20 protein-coding genes and 1 pseudogene are annotated in these 19,989 nt (G+C 67.9%); 9 read left to right on the top strand and 12 right to left on the bottom strand.

Going from position 1 to position 19,989, the window contains the following annotated elements:
* The 5 genes and pseudogenes from ACYP5B_RS35110 to ACYP5B_RS35130 all read right to left on the bottom strand — a co-directional run.
* A pseudogene (locus ACYP5B_RS35110) lies at positions 1-154 on the bottom strand (rRNA maturation RNase YbeY); the annotation flags it as partial.
* Positions 155-168: 14 nt separating this feature from the next.
* Entirely contained in the window at positions 169-1,164 is a 996-nt protein-coding gene (locus ACYP5B_RS35115) for a PhoH family protein (protein WP_267605544.1), read from the bottom strand.
* A gap of 40 nt (positions 1,165-1,204) precedes the next feature.
* Complete coding sequence (miaB, locus tag ACYP5B_RS35120; protein ID WP_318236984.1) at positions 1,205-2,557, bottom strand: tRNA (N6-isopentenyl adenosine(37)-C2)-methylthiotransferase MiaB; 1,353 nt, start codon at positions 2,555-2,557, stop codon at positions 1,205-1,207.
* A 103-nt stretch (positions 2,558-2,660) separates the two neighbouring features.
* Positions 2,661-3,041 (bottom strand): hypothetical protein, encoded by a 381-nt coding sequence (locus ACYP5B_RS35125; RefSeq protein WP_459572735.1) that lies wholly within the window; start codon positions 3,039-3,041, stop codon positions 2,661-2,663.
* A 112-nt stretch (positions 3,042-3,153) separates the two neighbouring features.
* Positions 3,154-4,842, bottom strand: a complete 1,689-nt coding sequence (locus ACYP5B_RS35130) for a ClcB-like voltage-gated chloride channel protein (protein WP_318236986.1) — start codon at positions 4,840-4,842, stop codon at positions 3,154-3,156.
* Between the two features lie 307 nt (positions 4,843-5,149).
* On the opposite strand from ACYP5B_RS35130, the gene ACYP5B_RS35135 reads away from it, so the two are divergent.
* Positions 5,150-6,832, top strand: coding sequence for a DEAD/DEAH box helicase (locus ACYP5B_RS35135; protein ID WP_459572736.1), 1,683 nt, complete (start codon positions 5,150-5,152; stop codon positions 6,830-6,832).
* A gap of 33 nt (positions 6,833-6,865) precedes the next feature.
* Positions 6,866-7,927: a serine/threonine protein kinase gene (locus tag ACYP5B_RS35140; RefSeq protein ID WP_459572737.1), complete on the top strand. Its 1,062-nt coding sequence runs from the start codon at positions 6,866-6,868 to the stop codon at positions 7,925-7,927.
* A 30-nt stretch (positions 7,928-7,957) separates the two neighbouring features.
* Here ACYP5B_RS35140 and ACYP5B_RS35145 read toward each other — a convergent pair whose 3' ends face one another.
* Positions 7,958-8,395 carry a universal stress protein gene (locus tag ACYP5B_RS35145; RefSeq protein ID WP_318236988.1) on the bottom strand — a complete coding sequence of 146 codons (438 nt, stop codon included), beginning with the start codon at positions 8,393-8,395 and terminating at the stop codon, positions 7,958-7,960.
* 259 nt (positions 8,396-8,654) lie between these two features.
* On the opposite strand from ACYP5B_RS35145, the gene ACYP5B_RS35150 reads away from it, so the two are divergent.
* The 3 genes from ACYP5B_RS35150 (at position 8,655) to ACYP5B_RS35160 (ending at position 11,080) form a co-directional block, all read left to right on the top strand.
* A complete protein-coding gene (locus ACYP5B_RS35150) occupies positions 8,655-8,816 on the top strand; it encodes a hypothetical protein (RefSeq protein WP_318236989.1) in 162 nt (53 codons plus the stop codon).
* Between the two features lie 267 nt (positions 8,817-9,083).
* Positions 9,084-10,628 (top strand): M20/M25/M40 family metallo-hydrolase, encoded by a 1,545-nt coding sequence (locus ACYP5B_RS35155; RefSeq protein ID WP_459572778.1) that lies wholly within the window; start codon positions 9,084-9,086, stop codon positions 10,626-10,628.
* 83 nt (positions 10,629-10,711) lie between these two features.
* Positions 10,712-11,080 (top strand): carboxymuconolactone decarboxylase family protein, encoded by a 369-nt coding sequence (locus tag ACYP5B_RS35160; protein WP_459572738.1) that lies wholly within the window; start codon positions 10,712-10,714, stop codon positions 11,078-11,080.
* Positions 11,081-11,338: 258 nt separating this feature from the next.
* Here ACYP5B_RS35160 and ACYP5B_RS35165 read toward each other — a convergent pair whose 3' ends face one another.
* Together ACYP5B_RS35165 and ACYP5B_RS35170 are read right to left on the bottom strand one after the other, a co-directional pair.
* Positions 11,339-11,569: a hypothetical protein gene (locus ACYP5B_RS35165; RefSeq protein ID WP_459572739.1), complete on the bottom strand. Its 231-nt coding sequence runs from the start codon at positions 11,567-11,569 to the stop codon at positions 11,339-11,341.
* A 117-nt stretch (positions 11,570-11,686) separates the two neighbouring features.
* Positions 11,687-12,628, bottom strand: a complete 942-nt coding sequence (locus tag ACYP5B_RS35170; RefSeq protein WP_459572740.1) for a LysR substrate-binding domain-containing protein — start codon at positions 12,626-12,628, stop codon at positions 11,687-11,689.
* Between the two features lie 263 nt (positions 12,629-12,891).
* Here ACYP5B_RS35170 and ACYP5B_RS35175 point away from each other — a divergent pair, with 263 nt between their 5' ends.
* The 3 genes from ACYP5B_RS35175 (at position 12,892) to ACYP5B_RS35185 (ending at position 16,252) form a co-directional block, all read left to right on the top strand.
* Positions 12,892-13,848: a Bug family tripartite tricarboxylate transporter substrate binding protein gene (locus tag ACYP5B_RS35175; RefSeq protein ID WP_267606590.1), complete on the top strand. Its 957-nt coding sequence runs from the start codon at positions 12,892-12,894 to the stop codon at positions 13,846-13,848.
* Positions 13,849-13,874: 26 nt separating this feature from the next.
* Complete coding sequence (locus tag ACYP5B_RS35180; RefSeq protein WP_459572741.1) at positions 13,875-15,116, top strand: aminotransferase-like domain-containing protein; 1,242 nt, start codon at positions 13,875-13,877, stop codon at positions 15,114-15,116.
* 101 nt (positions 15,117-15,217) lie between these two features.
* A complete protein-coding gene (locus ACYP5B_RS35185; protein WP_459572742.1) occupies positions 15,218-16,252 on the top strand; it encodes a DUF6352 family protein in 1,035 nt (344 codons plus the stop codon).
* Between the two features lie 51 nt (positions 16,253-16,303).
* Here the strand turns inward: ACYP5B_RS35185 and ACYP5B_RS35190 are convergent, their stop codons facing one another.
* On the bottom strand, positions 16,304-16,690 hold the full coding sequence (locus ACYP5B_RS35190; RefSeq protein ID WP_400102428.1) for a hypothetical protein: 387 nt from the start codon (positions 16,688-16,690) through the stop codon (positions 16,304-16,306).
* A gap of 142 nt (positions 16,691-16,832) precedes the next feature.
* The gene (locus ACYP5B_RS35195) at positions 16,833-17,744 is read right to left on the bottom strand and encodes a DMT family transporter (RefSeq protein ID WP_400102429.1); all 912 of its coding nucleotides are present in this window, start codon (positions 17,742-17,744) and stop codon (positions 16,833-16,835) included.
* Between the two features lie 162 nt (positions 17,745-17,906).
* Here ACYP5B_RS35195 and ACYP5B_RS35200 point away from each other — a divergent pair, with 162 nt between their 5' ends.
* Positions 17,907-18,377 carry an Lrp/AsnC family transcriptional regulator gene (locus ACYP5B_RS35200; RefSeq protein WP_318236997.1) on the top strand — a complete coding sequence of 157 codons (471 nt, stop codon included), beginning with the start codon at positions 17,907-17,909 and terminating at the stop codon, positions 18,375-18,377.
* A gap of 9 nt (positions 18,378-18,386) precedes the next feature.
* Here the strand turns inward: ACYP5B_RS35200 and mdcH are convergent, their stop codons facing one another.
* Together mdcH and ACYP5B_RS35210 are read right to left on the bottom strand one after the other, a co-directional pair.
* Positions 18,387-19,331 carry a malonate decarboxylase subunit epsilon gene (mdcH, locus tag ACYP5B_RS35205; protein ID WP_400102430.1) on the bottom strand — a complete coding sequence of 315 codons (945 nt, stop codon included), beginning with the start codon at positions 19,329-19,331 and terminating at the stop codon, positions 18,387-18,389.
* 7 nt (positions 19,332-19,338) lie between these two features.
* Complete coding sequence (locus tag ACYP5B_RS35210; protein ID WP_400102431.1) at positions 19,339-19,977, bottom strand: malonate decarboxylase holo-ACP synthase; 639 nt, start codon at positions 19,975-19,977, stop codon at positions 19,339-19,341.
* Positions 19,978-19,989: the final 12 nt, after the last annotated feature.

Below are 19,989 nucleotides of genomic sequence, written 5' to 3' on the forward strand. Positions count from 1 at the left end.
GCGCGACCACGCCGTCGGCAGCTTGCGACAGGTCCACGGTGACGCTGCGGCCGTCAGGCAGTTGCACGCGCAGGGCGTGTGCCTGGGTCTTGCGCGCGCGGCCTTCGGCGTCGAACAGGATCAGGCTGGCGGAGGAAGAGGATTTTGCGTTCACGATTTGGCGTTTGCTTAAGCGTCTCGATGTTGAGCGTGATATTCGTCATAGGCATCGACGATGCGCGCCACCAGCGGATGGCGTACGACGTCGGTGCTGGTAAAGCGGGTCATGGCCACGCCGCGCACTTCGCGCAGCACGTGCTGGGCTTCCACCAGCCCGCTCTTCTGCCCGCGCGGCAGGTCGATCTGGGTGGTGTCGCCGGTGATGACCGCCTTGGAGCCAAAGCCGATCCGGGTCAGGAACATCTTCATCTGCTCGGGCGTGGTGTTCTGCGCCTCGTCCAGGATGATGAAGGCGTGGTTCAGCGTGCGCCCGCGCATATAGGCCAGCGGCGCGACCTCGATCATCTGGCGCTCGAACATCTTTTGCGTGCGGTCGAAGCCGAGCAGGTCGTAGAGGGCGTCGTACAGCGGCCGCAGGTAGGGGTCGATCTTCTGCGCCAGGTCGCCGGGCAAGAAGCCCAGGCGCTCGCCGGCTTCCACCGCGGGGCGCGTCAGCACGATGCGCTTGACCGAGTCGCGTTCGAGCGCGTCCACGGCGCAGGCCACCGCCAGGTAGGTCTTGCCGGTGCCGGCCGGGCCGATGCCGAGCGTCAGGTCGTGCGCCAGCACGTTGCGCAGGTAGTCGCGCTGCATGGGCGTGCGCCCGTGCAGGCCCGCGCGGCGCGTGTGCAGCACGGGGGATTCGTCATCGTCGCCCCCGGTATCCGCGCTCGCGCCGTCGGGCACATAGCCGCCGTGCGCGGCGACCTGGCGCGCCTCGACCAGGCCGAGCTGCACGTCGTCGATCGACAGGGCGGTGCGGGCGTTGTTGTAGAAGCGCTCGAGTGCCGCCGCCGCGTCGCGGGCGTAGGCGCCGCGCACGGTCATGCGATGGCCGCGGCGCTGGATGGTGACGTCGAGCGCCTGCTCGATCTGGCGCAGGTTCTCGTCAAGCGGCCCGCACAGGTTCTGCAGGCGGGCGTTGTCGTCCTTGGGGGCGACGAATTCGGCTGAGGGAATTTTCATCTGGGTACGAGTGGCGGCATCAGGCGGCATCAGGCTTGGATTACTGGCGCACTACGATTTCGCCGCGCAGCGAATGCGGAAAGGCTTCGGTAATGGCCACGTCCACCATTTCGCCGACCATGCGGTCGCGGCTGGCCTGGGGCACGCCCGGCAGCGCGAAGTTCACCACGCGGTTGTTTTCGGTGCGCCCGTGCAACTCGGTCGGGTCCTTGCGTGCCGGGCCTTCCACCAGGATGCGCTGCACCGAGCCGACCATGCCGGCGCTGATGCGCTGCACGTTCTCCTCGATGGTGGCCTGCAGGCGCTGCAGGCGGCGCAGCTTGACCTCGGCCGGCGTGTCGTCTGCCAGGTTGGCCGCTGGCGTGCCGGGGCGCGGGCTGAAGATGAACGAGAACGAGGTGTCGTAGCCGATCTCCTCGATCATGGCCATCAGCTTTTCAAAGTCCGCCTCGGTCTCGCCGGGAAAGCCGATGATGAAGTCAGATGACAGCGACATGTCCGGACGCAGTGCGCGCAACTTGCGAATGATGCTCTTGTACTCCAGCACGCTGTAACCGCGCTTCATCGCCATCAGGATGCGGTCGGAGGCGTGCTGCACCGGCAGGTGCAGGTGGTTGACCAGCTTCGGGCAGCGCTCGTACATCTCGATCAGCCGCGGCGTGAACTCCTTCGGGTGGCTGGTGGTGTAGCGGATGCGCTCGATGCCGGGGATCTCGGCCACGTATTCGATCAGCAGCGCGAAGTCGGCGATTTCGCTGGTACCGCCCATGGCGCCGCGATAGGCGTTGACGTTCTGCCCCAGCAATGTGACTTCGCGCACGCCTTGCTCGGCCAGGCCGGCGACTTCCGCCAGCACGTCCTCGAACGGGCGCGAGACTTCCTCGCCGCGGGTGTAGGGCACCACGCAGTAGCTGCAGTACTTGGAGCAGCCTTCCATGATCGAGACAAAGGCGCTCGGGCCTTCCACTCGTGCCGGCGGCAGGTGGTCGAACTTCTCGATCTCGGGAAAGGAGATGTCCACCTGCGAGTGGCCGGTCTGCTGGCGGCGGTTGATCATGTCGGGCAGTCGGTGCAGTGTCTGCGGGCCGAAGACCACGTCGACATAGGGCGCGCGCTTGACGATGGCGGCGCCTTCCTGGCTCGCCACGCAGCCGCCCACGCCGATCACCAGGTCCGGCTTGACGGCCTTGAGCGCCTTCAGGCGGCCCAGTTCCGAGAACACCTTCTCTTGCGCTTTCTCGCGCACGGAGCAGGTGTTGAAGAGGATGACGTCCGCTTCTTCCAGCGTGTCTGTCTTCTCCATGCCCTGGGTGGCATGGAGCACATCGACCATCTTGTCCGAGTCGTACTCGTTCATCTGACAGCCGTAGGTTTTGACGAAGACTTTTTTCATGGTGCCGATCTCAGTGGTTGACCTGGGGGCATCAGGGTTTTATGGGGACTAAAGAGCATCCGGGCCTCGGCGCGTCGCCGCGCCCCGGAATACGGCTATGGCACTATTGCGCTGCTTTCTGTTCCTGCTCGCTCAGCACCCAGGCCGTCAGCAACTGGCCGTAGAGGTCGAGCTTGAACCGCACCGGCAGCTTCTGGCCGGCGACCGCCCCAATGGGCAGCAACTGGTTATCCGTGCCGAACAGCCGCAGGCCCGGCGCCACGCCAACGGTCTTGCCGTCCAGCGTGGCCGACTGTGGTGCGCTGGGCGACTGCGCGGCGAGCACCAGCTTGGCCTTGGCCGCGTCGGCGGGGATCACGCGCAACGCCTGCTGCGCATGCGCCATTGCCGGCAGCAGTGCGGCCGACAAAGCAAGCGATGCGGCTAGCAGGGTTGCCCGCACCAAGTCAAAAAGGGCAGGGCGCGGGGCACGGTTGGCTGGCATGGAGGCTCCGGCGGGAAACGGTTCGGAAAACGAAAGCGATGCGGGTCTTCTTCCCGGCGGCGCGGGCCGGGCAACCTAATATTCTACCCGGTCGCCCGCCTTGCGCGCGGCGTTAGAACAGCCCGGATGCTTCCTGCAGCACACGCTGCTTGGAGACCGTGCCCATCAGCTCGCGCCCGGCCGTGTCGCGGATCAGCGGGATCCGGTTGAGCGCGTGATGGGTGAACAGCCGCATTGCGTCGGGCAGGCGGGACTCCGGCGTCAGGGTTGGGAAATCGCGCTCGCACAGCGCGAGCAGTCCCGCGTGCGGCTGCTCGCGCAGCGCGCGCTGCACCGCATGGATCGACAGTGCGCCCAGCAGGCGGCCATCCGGCCCAACCATATACAAATAGCGCGTGCCGGTCTCGGCGAACTTGTCGCTGGCCTGCTCCAGCGTGGCCTCGGGGCCGATGATGGTGTCGGTGGCGTCGCACAGCCCGGCCAGCGTCAGCGCGCGGGCCCGGTCGGCCGCGGCCGAGGCCTGCGTGCGCTCGGCCACCACGCTATACAAGGACAAGGTCTGGCAGCGCGATGCGGTGTAGTAGGCCGCCGCCGCTCCGATCATGCCCGGCAGCAGCAGCGCCGGGGCCAGTGTCATCTCGAACACCATCAGCACCGACATCAGCGGCGCCTGGCTGGTAGCGGCCAGGAAGGCGGCCATGCCCACCAGCGGCAGCAGCGGCGCGCCGCTGCCGCCCGGCACGGCGGGTGCCAGCAGTTGCCCGAGCGCGGCGCCGACGAACAGCGAGGGGGTGAACACGCCGCCCACCGCGCCCGAGCCCATGCTGAGCACGGTGGCCACGAGCTTGGCCAGCAGCACGGCCACCAGCGGCACGCTCAGCGGATGCGCCTGCAGGATCGACTGGATGGTGTAGAAGCCATTTCCCACCACCTCGGGCACCCAGATCGCCAGCACGCCCACCAGGGCGCCGCCCAGCGCCAGGCGCGGCACGAAGCCGCCCGGCACTCGGGCAAAGGCGCGCTTGGCCAGGCTGGAGGCGCGCATGAAGAGGGCGCCGGACACGCCAGCCAGCACGCCCAGCAGCACGGCCGACAGCAGCATCGGCGGCTGCAACAGGTCGGACGGCACACTGAGGCCTGGATAGAGTGGCTGCAGGCCACCATGCAGCTGGCTGACCACGGTGCCCGCCACGGAAGCCAGGAACAGCGGCATCAGGCGCTGCACCGCCACCGCGCCAAAGACCACCTCGGCCACGAAGACCGCCGCCGACAGTGGCGTGTGATACACCGAGGCCAGCCCGGCGGCGGCCGCGCAAGCCGTGAGCATGCGCCGCAGGTTGGTGTCGCCATCCGGCCCGCTGCCGGCGCGCGCGGACGGAAACACCGATCCGCACAGGGCCGCGAGCTGGATCATCGCGCCTTCCTTACCCACCGAGCTGCCCGTGACGATGGAGCAGAACGAAGACAGCGCGCGCAGCAAGGTAATGCGCACCGGCAGTCGCCCGGTGCCGCTGGCAACCGCCTCCATATAGTCGGAGACGCCAGGCCGCGCGGCGTTGAGCTTGGCTGCCGCCGTCAGCAGCAAGCCCGCGATCACGCCGCCAAGCGTCGGGATCGCCACCCGCCAGATCAGTGCGAGGCCCGCGAATACCGTGACGATATCGGCGTGCGTGCCAAACATCACATAACCGCTCGCGTCCAGCGCTTCCTTGAACAGGGTGGTGACGATGGCCGCGGCAATCCCTACCGGGATGGCAGTAAAGAGGGTGACTTCCTGGTCTTCGATGAACCTGAACCGCATCGTGTCGGCATCCGGGGGCTGGGATGGGCTGGGCCGGGCTGGCGCGCGCCCGCACGGTGCGTGGGCTCGGCCAGGCAGGGGCCAGCTGAGGGATGGCCGCCATCATAGCGCAGCGGCGCCCGCGTCCCTTGGGGCGCCGCGTGCGCGTGAAAGCGCCGGGCTGGTACACTAGCGGTCTTTCCTCCTAAAGAAGCGGGGGCAGTCGCCTCGCTTCGCCGGTCGGTATTTCCGGTTTTCGGTTTTCTCACTCACGTCGCCCCCGCGATTGGCGCACCACATGCGCAAAGGGCGGCCGAAGCGTCAATTCATGTCTTTTTCCGAACTTGGCTTGTCCGACAAGCTTATGCGTGCCGTGGCCGAACAGGGCTATACCACGCCGACTCCGATTCAAGCGCAGGCGATTCCCGCCATCCTGAAAGGGGGCGACCTGCTTGCCGGCGCGCAGACCGGCACCGGCAAGACGGCCGGCTTCACGCTGCCGCTGCTGCAACTGCTGTCCGAATCCTCGGCCGGCCGCGAACCCGCACGTGGACAACGCTTGCCGGTACGGGCACTGGTCCTGACCCCGACCCGCGAGCTGGCGGCGCAGGTGGAAGAAAGCGTCCGTAACTACGGCAAGTACCTCAAGCTGCGCTCCATGGTGATGTTCGGCGGCGTGGGCATCAACCCGCAGATCGAACAGCTCAAGCGCGGTGTCGATATCGTGGTGGCCACGCCCGGCCGCCTGCTCGATCACCTGTCCCAGCGCACCATCGACCTGTCGCACGTGGAAATGCTGGTGCTGGACGAAGCCGACCGCATGCTCGACATGGGCTTCATCCACGACATCCGCAAGATCCTCAACGTCTTGCCGCCGAAGCGCCAGAACCTGCTGTTCTCGGCCACCTTCTCCGACGAGATCCGTGGCCTGGCCGACCGCCTGCTGGACAACCCCGCCTCCATCGAAGTGGCGCGCCGCAACACCACGGCCGAAACCGTGGCGCAGCGCGTCTACCCGGTGGACCGCGAGCGCAAGCGCGAACTGCTGGCCCACCTGGTGCGCGAGAACGACTGGCACCAGGTGCTGGTGTTCACCCGCACCAAGCACGGCGCCAACCGCCTGGCCGAGCAGCTCGACAAAGACGGCCTGTCGGCGCTGGCCATTCACGGCAACAAGAGCCAGTCGGCCCGCACGCGCGCGCTGACCGAGTTCAAGGCCGGCACGCTGCGCTTGCTGGTGGCTACCGATATCGCTGCGCGCGGCATCGACATCGACCAGCTGCCCCACGTGGTCAACTACGACCTGCCCAACGTGCCCGAAGACTACGTGCACCGTATCGGCCGTACCGGCCGCGCCGGCGCCGAGGGCGAGGCGATCTCACTGGTCTGCGTGGATGAAATCTCGCTGATGCGCGATATCGAGCGGCTGATCAAGCGCCAGATCGAGCAAACCATCTTGCCGGGCTTCGAGGTGGATCCGAGCATTCCGGCCGAGCCGATCCAGAAGGGCCGGCAGGCACGTGGCCAGGGCCAGGGCAATGGTGGTGGTGGCCGTGGCCGCGGCCAGGCACCTGCCGGCGGCCAGCCGCGCGGCCGGGCACCGGCAGCGGATGCCGGCGAGCGCCAGCAACGTCCGGCCCGCGCGCCGCAAGGCCGCAGCCCGGCTCCGGCCGCGGCTGACGGGCAAGGCCAGCGCCGCGCGCCGCAGGGCAGCGGCCGTCCGGCTTCGGCCGGGCAAGGCAGCCCACGTAATGGCCAGGCCAACGGCAATCGCACCGCCGGCAACGGCAACGCCAATGGCAACCGCACTGGCGAGGCCAATGGCAACCGCGCCGCGGGCAACGGCAACCGCGACCGCAATGGCGATGTCAACGGTAACCGCGCCGGTGCCAACGTTAATAACACCCACGCCGCACAGCCGCGCACCGGACAGGATCCCGCGGCACGCGGTCGCCGCCCGGCGCCGCAAGCCGCGCTGCTTGGCGGCCAGCGTGCCAAGCCTACGCGCTAACTCCCCAACGTTCCCCAACGGCGGCCACGCGCAATGTCCAGTTCAGGGTTTGACCTCCAGGTGCCTGGCGACGGCGGCACGCCCGCCGATGACGGTGGCGTGCCCTACGCCAGCCTCACGCCGGACTTGATGCTGGATGCGATGGAGGCCGCCGGTTTCGAGCCGGACGGCCGCCTGCTGGCGCTCAATAGTTATGAGAACCGGGTCTGGCAGGTGGGGATCGAAGGCAGCGCGCCGGTGGTGGTCAAGTTCTACCGCCCCGGCCGCTGGAGCGACGCCGCCATCCTGGAAGAACATGCCTTCGTGCAGCAACTGGCCGATGCCGAGATTCCGGCGGTGCCGGCCATCGCGCGCGATGGTGCCACACTGCTGGCGCACGCCGGTTTTCGCTTCTCGGTGTTTCCCCGCTGCGGGGGACGCGAGCCGGAGCTGGATCGTGCCGACACGCTGACCTGGCTTGGCCGTTTCATCGGCCGCATCCATGCGGTCGGCGCCACGCGTCCTTACCAGGCGCGCCCCACCATCGACGTGGACACCTTCGGGGTGGCCCCGCGCGACTGGCTGCTGGCGCAAGACTGCATTCCCCTGGAACTGCGCCCGGCCTGGCAGGCGGTTGCCGATCTCGCCGTGGATGGCGCTCGCCGCTGCTTCGAGCGCGCGGGCGACGTGGCGCAGTTGCGGCTGCATGGCGATTGCCATCGCGGCAATGTGTTGTGGATCGAGGAGTCCCAGGCTGGCACGCGCCCGCCCGGGCCGCACTTTGTCGACTTCGACGATAGCCGCATGGGACCGGCCGTGCAGGATCTGTGGATGCTGCTGGAGGGCGACCGCGCCGCCATGCAGGGCCAGATGGCCGACATCCTGGCCGGCTATGAGGATTTCGCGGAATTCCAACCGCGTGAGCTTTACCTGATCGAGGCGCTGCGCACGCTGCGTCTGCTGCATTACAGCGCCTGGCTGGCCAGCCGCTGGCGCGATCCGGCCTTCCCGGCGGCGTTCCCGTGGTTTGGCACTGCCCGCTACTGGCAGGACCGCATTCTCGAATTGCGCGAGCAGGTCGCGCTGATGGACGAGCCACCGCTCTGGCCGGTCTGACCCGGCACCGGCCAGCCCAGGCCGGCTGCCTTACTTCTTGCCCGGGGCCTTGACCAGGACTACCGGGCACGGCGCGTGCGCCAGCACCCGTCCCGCCACCGAACCAATCACCGCATCGAAGAACGCGCCGCGGCCATGCGTGCCCATGACGATGCCTTGCGCGCCCACGCTGGTGGCGTAGGCGACGATGCGTTCCGGCGCGAAGCCGTGCAAGGCATGCTGCTCTACGGCGATGCCGGCGGTGGCGAGGATGTCGGCCACGGACTTCATGGCCTTGCCGCTTTCTTCCTGATGCCAGGCGTCGATGGTTTCCTTGTTGACGAAGGCGCGGACCTGCCCGGTTACCTCGGGCGTCACGTGGACCACATGCACGGTGAAGCCGCGTTGCAGCAATTTGCCTTCGGCGATGAAGCGGGCAGCTTCGTCGGAAAACGGCGAACCGTCGGTGGCGAGCACGATATTGGTCATGGCTGCTATCTCCTGTAATGGCTGTAATCGTTGTCGGCATGGCGGCCTCCGCCGGGGTGGCTCGGGGGCGGTCACTACGATCATCATGGCACCCCGCGGGCAATCTTGCCTGGATCCAGATCAATTCGGGCGCAATCGCCGGCGCCCTTCATGGACCTCCGTCTCCCCGTTTTGACAAGTTTTTTGCACCGCGCCGGGGGCATCTCAGCGCCTTTTTGATGTGGGGAAACCTACCCTGCAGATAGGAAAACTCTGTCGGATGTTCCGGCTTGCCGCCATGTGGATCTACTACCGGCTGGCGATTGGCGCGCTGGCCATGCTCGCGCTGATCCTGCTTTTTGCCATGGAATTCGGGCTGGCCAGTGCCATTTCGCGGCGCGAAGAGGGCTTTTCGCAGTCGCCCGATGAGCAGGGGCCCTGAGGGCGCCTGCGCAAAGCCACGCACAATGAAGGCGCGCCGCCAGGGGCGCAGTGCGTGGACAAGTTGCATGGAGCGGTTCAGACTGCCGGTGCGGGCCGCGCGGCTGTCTTGCGGCCCGCCCCCCGTATCCGTCGCCATGCACTTTCCTATCCAACAAGAAACATGAGACTACGTTCCCGTGCCCGCGCGCCTGGCAGCGCGCCGCATTCCGCGCCCCTGCATACCGATTCCCGCACCCACCGAACCCCCTTGCGCACCGCGGTCTGCATGACCGTGTGCACCGCCCTCGGCGCCGTGCTGCTGGCCGCGGGCGCGCATGCCGCCACGCTCGACAGCACGCAGCTGCAGCAGCAGGCCGACCAGGCCGCCGCGCGCAGCTACCGTGAATGGGTCGAGTTGCTGGCGCTGCCCAACGACGCCACCGTGCCCGCCGATATCCGGAAAAACGCCGACTGGCTGGTCAATGCCTTCGCCCGGCGCGGCTTCCAGGCGCGCGAGCTGCCCAACAACGGCAAGCCCATGGTCTACGCCGAATATCCCGCCAGCGCGCAGCCAGGCGCCGGCCCGCGCAAGACCGTGTTGTTCTACATGCATTTCGACGGCCAGTCGGTGACGCCGTCGCAGTGGGCGCAGCCCAGCCCGTGGGAGGCTACGCTCAAGGCGCGTAGCGCCGATGGCAAGTGGGAAACACTGCCGCTGGAGAAACTCTATGGCGGCCAGGTCGATCCCGAGTGGCGCGTGTTCGGCCGTTCCTCGTCCGACGACAAGGGTCCCATCGTGATGTTCCTCGCGGCCATGGATGCGCTCAAGGCTGCCGGAGCGGACCCCGCGGTCAATATCAAGGTGCTGCTGGACTCCGAGGAGGAGAAGGGCTCGCCGTCGCTGGGCAAGGTGATCGCAGACAATCGGGCGCTACTGCGCAATGACGGCATGGTGATCTTCGATGGCCCGATGCACCAGAGCAACCAGCCCACGCTGATCTTCGGCAATCGTGGCGTGTTGCTGGTGCAGCTCAAGGTGTTCGGCGCCAGCCAGGGCCTGCACAGCGGCCACTACGGCAACTATGCCGCCAACCCCGCGCAGCGGCTGGCGAGCCTGCTCGCCACCATGAAGGACGATGAGGGCCGCGTCACCATTCCCGGCTACTACAAGCCGGTGAAGATCGACGAACGCGCGCGCCGCATCATGGCCGCCGTGCCCGATGACGAAGCCGCGCTGCGCCGCCGCCTGGGCATCGCGCGCGCCGAGCGGGTTGGCGCCAACTACCAGGAGGCCATGCAGTACCCCACGCTGAACGTGCGCGGCATGGCCGCCGGCGATGTGGGCGAGAAGGCCCGCACCATCATTCCGGAAGTGGCGGTGGCCGATATCGATATCCGCACCGTGCCCGAGACCAGCCCCGAATCCCTGTTCGCGCTCGTCAGGCAGCACGTGGAAAAGCAGGGCTACCACCTGGTCAAGGGCGAGCCCACGGATGACGATCGCGCGCGCTATCCCAAGCTGGCCTCGGTCACCGCGGGCGAGGTCTCGGCCTCCAGTTCCGCCGCACGCACGGACCTGTCGGCGCCCGTCAGCCAGTGGCTCACGCAGGCCATGCAGCAGTCCTACGGCAAGGCGCCGGTGCAGATCCGCATGATGGGCGGCACCGTGCCGACCGGCGCGGCGGTGCAGGCGCTGCAGGCGCCGTTCGTGATCGTGCCGCTGGTCAATGCGGACAATAACCAGCACAGCTACGACGAGAATATGCGGCTGGGCAACTACCGCGATGGCATTCGTACCGTGATGGGTATCCTGCAGACACCGTTCAAGTAAGACCCAACGCCACAGGCGCCGCGCATCCGCCGGAACGTGGCGGCGCCTGCCTGATTTCTCATCCAGTCACGGGAGATAACGAGATGACGCAAGCCAAGCAAGACCCCGCCGCCTACGCGCAAACGCCGGCCTTCGAAGCCGGCCGGCAGGTACGTTCGGAAGTCATGGGAGAGCAATACGTGCAGCGTGCGTTCGACGCCGCGCAACAGCAGGGCGATGTCGGCCTGCAGCAACTGGTGACGGAATTCGCCTGGGGCACCGTGTGGACGCGCGAGGGCCTGGATCGCAAGCAGCGCAGCCTGGCTACGGTATCGATGCTGATCGCGCTTAACCGGCCGCAGGAATTGCGTGAACTGGTAGTGCACAGCGCGGTGTACTGCGGCTTTCCGGCGGCGCTGGACGCCGGGCGCAAGCTGGCCGAAGTGCTGGAAGCTGCCAACGTCAAGGGCTGAGCGGGCGGTCGCAAGCGGGGAAAGGCTCGGGGAAGGTTCACGGCCGCTTCGGGCATCCGGAATCATGCCAGAATGCGGCGAGATAGGGGCGTTCCCCCGGGGTGGCATTCATGCCATCCCTAACGCTGCAGCGCCTGCGCGGCAAAAGTCACCAGCCATCCGCTGCCCAGGCAGGCGGCGATCCATCCGGAGAGGATCAGGGCGGTGTCTTTGATGGTCATGATGGGTTCCTGCTGTCTGTGCTGTCTTGCTTGGTGCTCACACCGAGAAACCGAACGGATAGTCGTGCTTGACCGTGCGGGCGCCGTCGCTGAAAGCATCAAGCTTGCGCGCGCCATCGGTATTGGCGTCGGCCGTGCGGTGCACGTAGCCGTAGTTGTCGCCGGCATGGGTGCCGCGGGCGTCCGCGGCAAAGGCGGAGTTCAGGGAGAGCAGGGCGGTGCCGGCGATGGCGGCAGCGAGGAACAGGCGGGCGGTGGTGATTCTCATGATCTATCTGCCTTGTTGAAATTGGGAGAAGGTGTTCCGTCTCCATGTGACAAAGGATAGATCTGGCGAGGGACCGATACGGGTCCTTGTATCGTATTCGATATTCAAATTTTTTGATTAAGCGTCCCGCGCAACCTCAGGCGCCTGCCGGAATGCCTGCCGCGCCGCAAAATCCTGCGCCGCCGCCAGCAGCCAGGTCCGCAGGCGCGACATGGCGTCGCTCATCGGCCGCGAGTCGGGCGCCACCAGGTAGTAGGCGCGCTGCGAGCGCATGGCCTGCGCCACTGGCATCAACAGCAGGCCCAGCGCCAGGTACTCCTCCACCAGGAAGCGCGGCACCAGGCCCACGCCGAGCTTTGCGCGGGCGGCGCTGATCACCATGCTGTGGTGGTCATAGCGCGTGCCGCGCATGGCGTTGACATCGGCCACGCCGGCCGCCTCCATCCAGTTCTTCCAGTCCAGCCGGCGCGTCGACAGATGCAGCAAGGGCGCCTGCGCGATCCGCTCGGCGGTGACCGGCCCCTCGCCGGCAAACAGTTCCGGATGGCAGATCGGCACCGATTCCTCATCGAACAGCGGGTCGGCGCGGCCACCCGGATAGTTGGCTTCGCCGTAGTGGATGGCGGCGTCGTATGGCGTGCCGTCGAACAGGAACACATCCGCCTGCGCGCTGAAGTTGACCACCACCTGGGGATGCTGCGCGTAGAAGGCGGGCAGGCGGGGAATCAGCCATTCCACTGCCAGCGTCGGCACGCAGGCCAGTTCCACGATGCCGCCCGCGCCCTCGTGCGCCATGATATCCAGCGTGTCGCGCTGCAGCTTTTGCAGGCTTTCCCGCACCTGATAGCCGTACAGCGAGCCGGCCGGCGTCAGGCTGACGCGCTGGTTGGCGCGGTGGAACAGCGCCACGCCGAGCTGGCTCTCCAGCGTGGCGATCTGGCGCGAGACGGCGCTCTCGCTCAGGCAGAGCTCCGCCGCCGCCCGGCGCAGGTTCTGGTGGCGGGCGGCGGCTTCGAAAGCGCGCAGGCTGCTGAGGCTGGGAATGCGGGAGGCGCTCATGGGGCGAGTAGCAGGGGGCGGTTGACTTAGGCATCGCGCTGGTGACTCAGCTTGATGCATGGAAGTCATCATCCTATGCGTAAATCTCGCTTGATGTAAAAAAGTTGATGACTAAAAATGCCGAACTCCCGGAATGTTACCTATATGCCTTCCGGCGTTCCCCGCCCCCCAAGAGACAAGAGACGGGACATCACAACCAATAAGGAAACGAGGAGACCGGCATGAATCGACTGCTTCGCATCATCGGCCATTGCGGCATTTCAATGGGTTTGCTGGCCATGACCGCGGCCACGGCCAGTGCGGACGACTTCCCCAACAAGCCGGTCCGCATCATCGTGCCGTACCCGGCCGGCGGCACCACCGACATGGTGGCGCGCATGATCGGCGACCAGCTCACCGTGATGTGGAAGCAGCCGGTGCTGGTGGACAACCGTCCCGGCGCCGGCGGCATCGTGGGCACCGGCGTGGCGGCCAAGTCGCCGGCGGATGGCTACACGCTGCTGATGGGCTCGGTCGGCGAGTTCGGCATCAATCCCACGCTGTACAAGAAGCTGCCCTATGACGCCGCCGCGGACTTCGTGCCCGTGTCGCTGGTGGCCAAGGTGCCCAACGTGGTAGTGATCTCGCCGGCGTTTGCCGAGCGCGCGCGCGTCACCACGCTGGCGGAGTTCATCGCCTACCTCAAGGCCAATCCCGCCAAGGTCAACATGGCCTCGGCCGGCAACGGCACCTCGACCCACCTGGCGGGTGAGCTGTTCCAGCGCATGACCGGCACGCAGATGAGCCACGTTGCCTACAAGGGCAGCAGCCCGGCACTGGCCGACCTGATGGGCGGCAGTGTCGACGTGATGTTCGACAACCTGCCCGCATCGATCCAGTTCGTCCGTGCCGGCAAGCTCAAGGCCCTGGCGGTCACCTCCGCAGCCCGTTCGGCGGCGCTGCCCAATGTGCCCACCGTTGCAGCGGCCGGGCCGGTCGACGGCTTCGACGCCAGCCCGTGGTTCGGCCTGTTTGCGCCCAAGGGCCTGCCCGCCGCGATTGCGCAGAAGATCAGCCGCGACCTGGCACGCGCCACCAGCGATCCCGCCATCCAGGCCAAGCTGCGCGAGCAGGGCGCCGAGCTGGCGCCGAACTCGCCGGAAGCATTCGCCGAACTGGTCCGCAACGACCGCCGCAAGTGGGGCGAGATCGTCAAGCTCTCCGGCGCCACCGTCGACTGATCGACTGATCTCCCACCGAGCATCCCATGAGCACGCCAGTCCATCCGTACGCGTTCGCGCCGGCCATGCGGGAGCCGCAAGGCTCGCCCATTCGCGAGCTGTTCCCCTACATGAGCTTGCCGGACATGATCTCGTTCGCGGGTGGCTACCCGTCGCCGGCCAGCTTCGATGCCGCCGCGCTGCAGGATGCCGCGGGCAAGGTCATGGCCACCGATCCCGCGCAATGCCTGCAGTACGGGCCGACCGAGGGCATGCCCGCGCTGCGCCAGGCGCTGTCCGCGCTGATGGCGGAGCGCGGCACGCCGTTGCCACCCGAGCGGATCGTGGTGACTTCGGGCTCGCAGCAAGGCTTCGACCTGCTGGTGCGGGCCTTCGTCGCGCCGGGCACGCCGGTGTGGGTGGAAACGCCCACCTATCCCGCCGCCGTGCAGGCGTTGCGGCTGGCCGGCGCCGCCGTGCGCGCCATCCCCTCCGACCAGGACGGGCTGTGCGTGCAGGCGCTTGCCACCATGCTGGCGGACTGCCCCGATGCCGAACGGCCGCGCCTGCTCTACCTGGTGCCCACCTTCGCCAACCCGAGCGGGCGCACGCTGGCGCTGGCGCGCCGCCGCGCCTTGCTAGCGCTCGCCGCGCAGCACCGCATCGTGGTGGTGGAAGACGACCCCTACGGCAGCCTGCGCTTTGACGGCGAGCCACTGCCCTCGCTGCTGTCGCTGGCTGCGCAGGATCCCGCGCTGACGCCTTGGGTGATCTACCTCGGCAGCTTCTCCAAAACCATGGCGCCCGGGCTGCGCCTGGGCTGGATGGCCGGGCCCGCCGAAATCCTGCGGCGCGCGGTGATCGCCAAGCAAGTCTGCGATCTGTGCACCTCGCCATGGCTGCAGCTCGCCATGGCAAGCTGCCTGGCGGACGGCCTGCTGCCCCGCCAGACCGCGCGCATCATTGACCTGTACCGCCACAAGCGCGACCTGATGGTGCGGGCTCTGACCGGTGCCTTCGGCGCCGGGCTGCGTAGTGAAATCCCGCAAGGCGGCATGTTCCTGTGGTGCGAGATCGATGGCGTGGCCGACGCGGCAAGCCTGCTGCCGCACGCCATCGTGGCACGCGTGATGTATGTGCCGGGCGCCAGCTTTGGCGTGGATGTCCAGCGCTCGGCCGCGCTGCGGCTATCCTTTGCCACCGCGTCCGATGCGCAGATCGTGGAAGGCGTGGCGCGCTTGCGGCGGGCGGTGGTGGCCAGCCAGGGCGGCGCGGCGCTGGCCGGCTGAGCCGCGGCTCGTTTCACGCGGGACGCGCTGTGGCCGTGGGCAGCGCTATGGGATACTGAAGCTTCCGTTCAGCTACCTTGCGCCACCCATGGCGCCGCCCCATGCCCGCCCTCTGGCCTCAAGACGCCTGGCCCCATTCCGGCTTCGACCCCGCCGCGCGCGACAGCGACGGCCGGCTGCTAGTCAGCGACCACCTGCTGCGGATGTGGTGGCACCGCCCCGAGGTGGCGCCGGTGGAAGCCTCGTGCGATGCAGAGCGAGCGCTGCATGCGGCGCTGATCGCCCAGCCGCGGCGGGTGGTGCCGGCCAGCGAACTCGCCGCCTTGCAAGATGCCGACGCCCGTGACAACTACGGCGTGGTGCTGGCCATGCGCGAGCGCCTGCTTGCCGCGCGGACCATCGAGGCAGCCTATCTGGATATCTTCAGGGAGGGCAATGTCAGCGTGCCGCCGGTCTTTATCGACCAGCTCGCGCACCTGATCGTGCATGGCATCCTCTATGGCAGTGACAACCCGGACCCGATGGAGTGGCGTGCCGCGGAGTTGTTCTCACGCGCGCAGAAGGTGTCGCTGCAGGAAGGCGGGGTGATGCTGGCAGATGCCGACACGGTCGAGCTGCACGCGTCGGGCAGTGTCTACGGCGAGCTAGGCCGCATGCTGGCCGAAGCGCAGATTCCGGCGCGCAAGGTGGAACTGGATGTGCTGGATCGCGATAACGCGCAGGCTTACTGGGGGCGCAACGAGCGCCACGACACGGTGATCCGCTTTGCCAGCGGCAGTGCGGCGCTGGGGGCGTTCAGCCGCGTGATCGCACGCTGGGTGCGGCATTTCTTCGGGGTGGAGGTGGCGGTGATGCCGCTGTCCGCGATCGAGGACCGGCAGTGGGCCTGGCATATCGGGCTGGACGCGCAGGCCACGCTGTTGCTCAATGACCTGTATCGCGGCGTGGAACTGGAGCCGGAGCGGCAGCGGCGCATCTTGTCGCTGTTCCGGCTGGATTTTGCCGATCCATCCGTGGTCAGGCCGGATGTGGCTGGCCGGCCCGTCTACCTGGCGGCGGCGATGAACGAGGCCGGGATCCTCAAGGTGAAGCCGCAGAATCTGCTGCTGAACCTGCCTCTGGCCTCGGTCTCGTAGAAGCTGGCCGTAGTAGCACCACGACCAGCAATAGCAACCACGTGCGCGCCATCAACGGCGCCATTCGCGGTCGTGGTCGCGCCCATGCTCGTGATCGTGGTCGTGCCAATCACGCTCGCGCCGATCGCGTTCACGCCACCGCTGCTCGCGCCATTCGCGTTCGCGCCAGGCGCGCTCGCGCACACCGGGGCCGTAGTAGCCGGGGCCGTAGTAACCAGGGCCTGCCACTACCACGGGCTGGGGTTGCACATACACCGGGGCTGGCTCATAAACCGGCGCGGCCCGGTACACGGGGGCTGGCTGGTAGACCGGAGCCGGCGCGACAAACACCGGGCCGGGCAGGCCGATGCCGATGTCCACATCCACGCGCGCGAATGCGGCGCTGGAAGCAAGGCCTGCAACAGCAGCAATGGCGCAAAGGGTGGCAATTTTCCGCACGGGGGACTCCGGTTAGTAATTGGCTCCACTGTAAGCCGGCGCGCCGATGTCAGGTATTAGCGGGGTAATACAACTGTGTCTTCTTGTAACGTTTGATGCTTAATTTCCACAGCACCCTTGCTGTGTGGCATGGCTGGTGGCATCACGCGCTGCGCCACTGCAGCCGCCTTCCCAGCCACGGCGCCAGCGCCGACGTTGCCACTCCCAGCGCAATCAGCGCCAGCCCGGCCGACAGATCCGCCGAGATCCGCTCCTGGAACGCCACCGCCGAGACCACCAGCCCGATCAGCGGCACGCACAGCATGGCGATCGAGGTGGCGGCAGGCGGCAAGGCCTGCGTCATGTTCAGCACCACGATAAAGGTCAGCGCGGTGGCCAGCGGCCCGGTGTAGAACAGCAGCGGCCAGATTTCCGGCACCGAGAGGAAGTGGGGCGCGCCGTCGCGCAGCAGCGCCAGCACCACCAGCGGCACCGAGGCCACGGCGGTCTCCCACGGGATCATGTCCGCGCCCAGGCGCACCGTGCGGTTGGCGCGCAGCTGGATGATGCTGAGCGACCAGGCCAGCGACGCGCCGAGCAGCATCACCAGGCCCACGGCGGTATGCAGCTGCCAGTCCCGCACGGCCGGGGCGACCATCAGCGCGATGCCGGCATAGCTCAGGCCGGTGGCGATCCACTGCGGGCGCGACAGCCGTTCCTTGAGCACCAGCGACGACAGCGGAATCACCCATACCGAGGTGGCATAGGCGATCACCGAGGCCCGGCCCGGCGGCACGTACTGCAGCGCCCACAGCGCCAGCGCGGTGAAGGCTGCCATCTGCAGCAGGCCCACGCCGATCACCAGCGGCCATTCCTGGCGCGTGGGCAGGCGCAGCCGGCGCAACGCAGCCAGCACGAGGAAGCTGATGGCGGCGGCCGAGACGAAGCGTGCGGCGGCAAACCAGAGCGGGCTTACGTGGGTCAGGCCCAGCTTCATGACCGGCCAGTTGCCGCCCCAGATCGCCACGGCGCAGGCGAGGGGAATAAACCGGCGCCATCCTTGTTGTGCTTGCATGCTTCGACTCGACTCTCTGACCAGGTTGTCCCACCGCCACGAGATGGGAGGGGGATGCTGGGAAGTCTACGGTTTATTGCGCCGCAGCAAAAACCGAAGGTAGCTGCAGATTCCTGCCGTTGCGGCATAGAATGCTGTTGTTCGTAAAAACAGGAGCGCAACGTGCTGGACATCGACCTGGATGCCACGGATATCCGGATTCTCAACGAGCTGCAGCGCGACGCCAGCCTCACCAATGTGGAACTGGCCAGCCGCGTCAACCTGTCGCCCTCGCCCTGCCTGGCGCGGGTCAAGCAGCTGGAAAAACAAGGCGTGATCTCGCGCCGCGTCACGCTGCTCGACGCGCGCCGGCTTGGCCTGAAGGTGGTGGTGTTTATCCAGATCTCGCTGGACAAGCAGCGCCGCGAAACCTTGGACGCCTTCGAGCGGCGCATCACCACCCTGCCGCAGGTGATGGAGTGCTACCTGATGTCGGGCGATGCCGATTACCTGCTGCGCGTGGTGGTGGCCGACGTGGAAGCGCTGGAGCGGCTGATCATCGACCAGATCACGCGCATTCCCGGCGTGTCCAGCATCCGCTCCAGCTTTGCGCTCAAGCAGGTCCTGTACAGCACGGCATTGCCGCTCGGGTAATGCCCCGGTTCAGGACGACGCCCGCTGCGCTTCGCGCGCCGTAAGCGCCACCACGCTGTCGATGCGCGTGTCGGCGCAGGCCACGGCGATGCCGTCGGATAGTAGCGGCGCGGCCAGCCGCGTCAACACATTGCCGGGCGGCATTTGCACCGCCAGCCGCACGCCGCATTCGCGCGCCAGCAGCATGGCCTCGTGCCAGCGCACCGGCACGGCCAGGTTGCGCGCCAGGTCGGCGGCGATGCGCGCCGGATCGCGCAGCTCGCGCGCCGCGCTGGCGCTGAAGTAGCGCAGGCGCGGCCGGCGCACGCGCTCGCGCACGCCGTCAAAGGCATGCGCAAGCTCAACGGCCGCGTCGTCCAGCAGCGCGCAGTGCGAAGGCACGCTGATGGCGATGGGTTTGGCCGCATGGGCACCGGCGTCCAGCGCCAGTGCCGCCACGCGGGCCATGGCCGCCGCCGCGCCGGCAATCACGAGTTGGGTGGGGGCATTGAGATTGGCCAGGTAGACCGGCGATGCGGGCCCATGCACCTGCGCGATGATGCGCTCCAGCGGGCCGCTCTCCAGCCCGAGGATCGCTGTCATGCCATAGCCGCTCGGATACGCTCGCTCCATCAGCTCCCCGCGCAGCGCCACCAGCCTGACCGCATCCGCATGGCCCAGTACGCCCGCGCAGACCGCCGCCGGGAAGGCGCCGATCGACAGGCCGGCCACGGCATCGGGTTTGGCGCCCTCGGCAAGCAGGCAGCGCGCCATCGCCACGCCCGCGGTCAGCAGGCATAACTGCACGGCCACGGTGGAGGCGAGTTCGGCTGCGCTGTCCAGCGCCAGCACATCGCGTCCGAGCGCCTCGCTGGTCTCGCTGATGGTGGCGCGCACGGCCGGGTGGTCGGGCAGCGCGTGCAGCATGCCGGGGCGCTGGGCGCCCTGGCCGGGGAAGGTGAACAGGGTGCTCATCGCGTGCTCACGGCTGCGGCTGCCAGGGGTCCTGGCTCATGACAGGGCCGTTGGCGGTCTTCAGCAGCACGCGGCCGCCGGTGCGCACGCGCTCGCGCAGCGCGAATGCACCGAAAGGCGTGGCCACCTGGATGTCGATGCGGACTTGCGCATCATCGAGCAAGGCTGCGAGGGTGCGGGCCAGCTCGGCAGGCAGCGGCGTTGCCGCGGTGACCAGCAGGTCGAGATCGCTACCCGGATGCAGCACGTCGATGCCGCAGGCCAGCGTAAAGCCCACGCCGCCGGTCACGCCCCAGTTCGCCTGCGCCGCGTCGAGCAGCGGCGCGACGCGCGCCAGCGCGACAAGCGCAGGCAATGCGGCGCGGCGCGGATGATCCCGCCAGCGCGCCTGCCGCGCGATCATGCCCGGTGTGACCACGCGCGCCACCTGCGCGGCGGGCAGCCAGGCCGCGTGGCGCTGCGCGCGCGTGGTGCCGCGCAGCCCGACCGGGATGCGTGCGTCGCTGGCGCCATCGCGCCGCACTACCAGCGGTGCGCACGCGAGCCACGCGGCACTTGCCCACTCGGGCAGTGCATTGACCCGGGCGAAGCCCGGTGCGTCCGCGAGCCACACCAGATCGTGCGGCAGGAGCGTGCTTGTGGTCATGTCATGCGCCGG

Source organism: Cupriavidus sp. 8B (genome assembly GCF_054589115.1).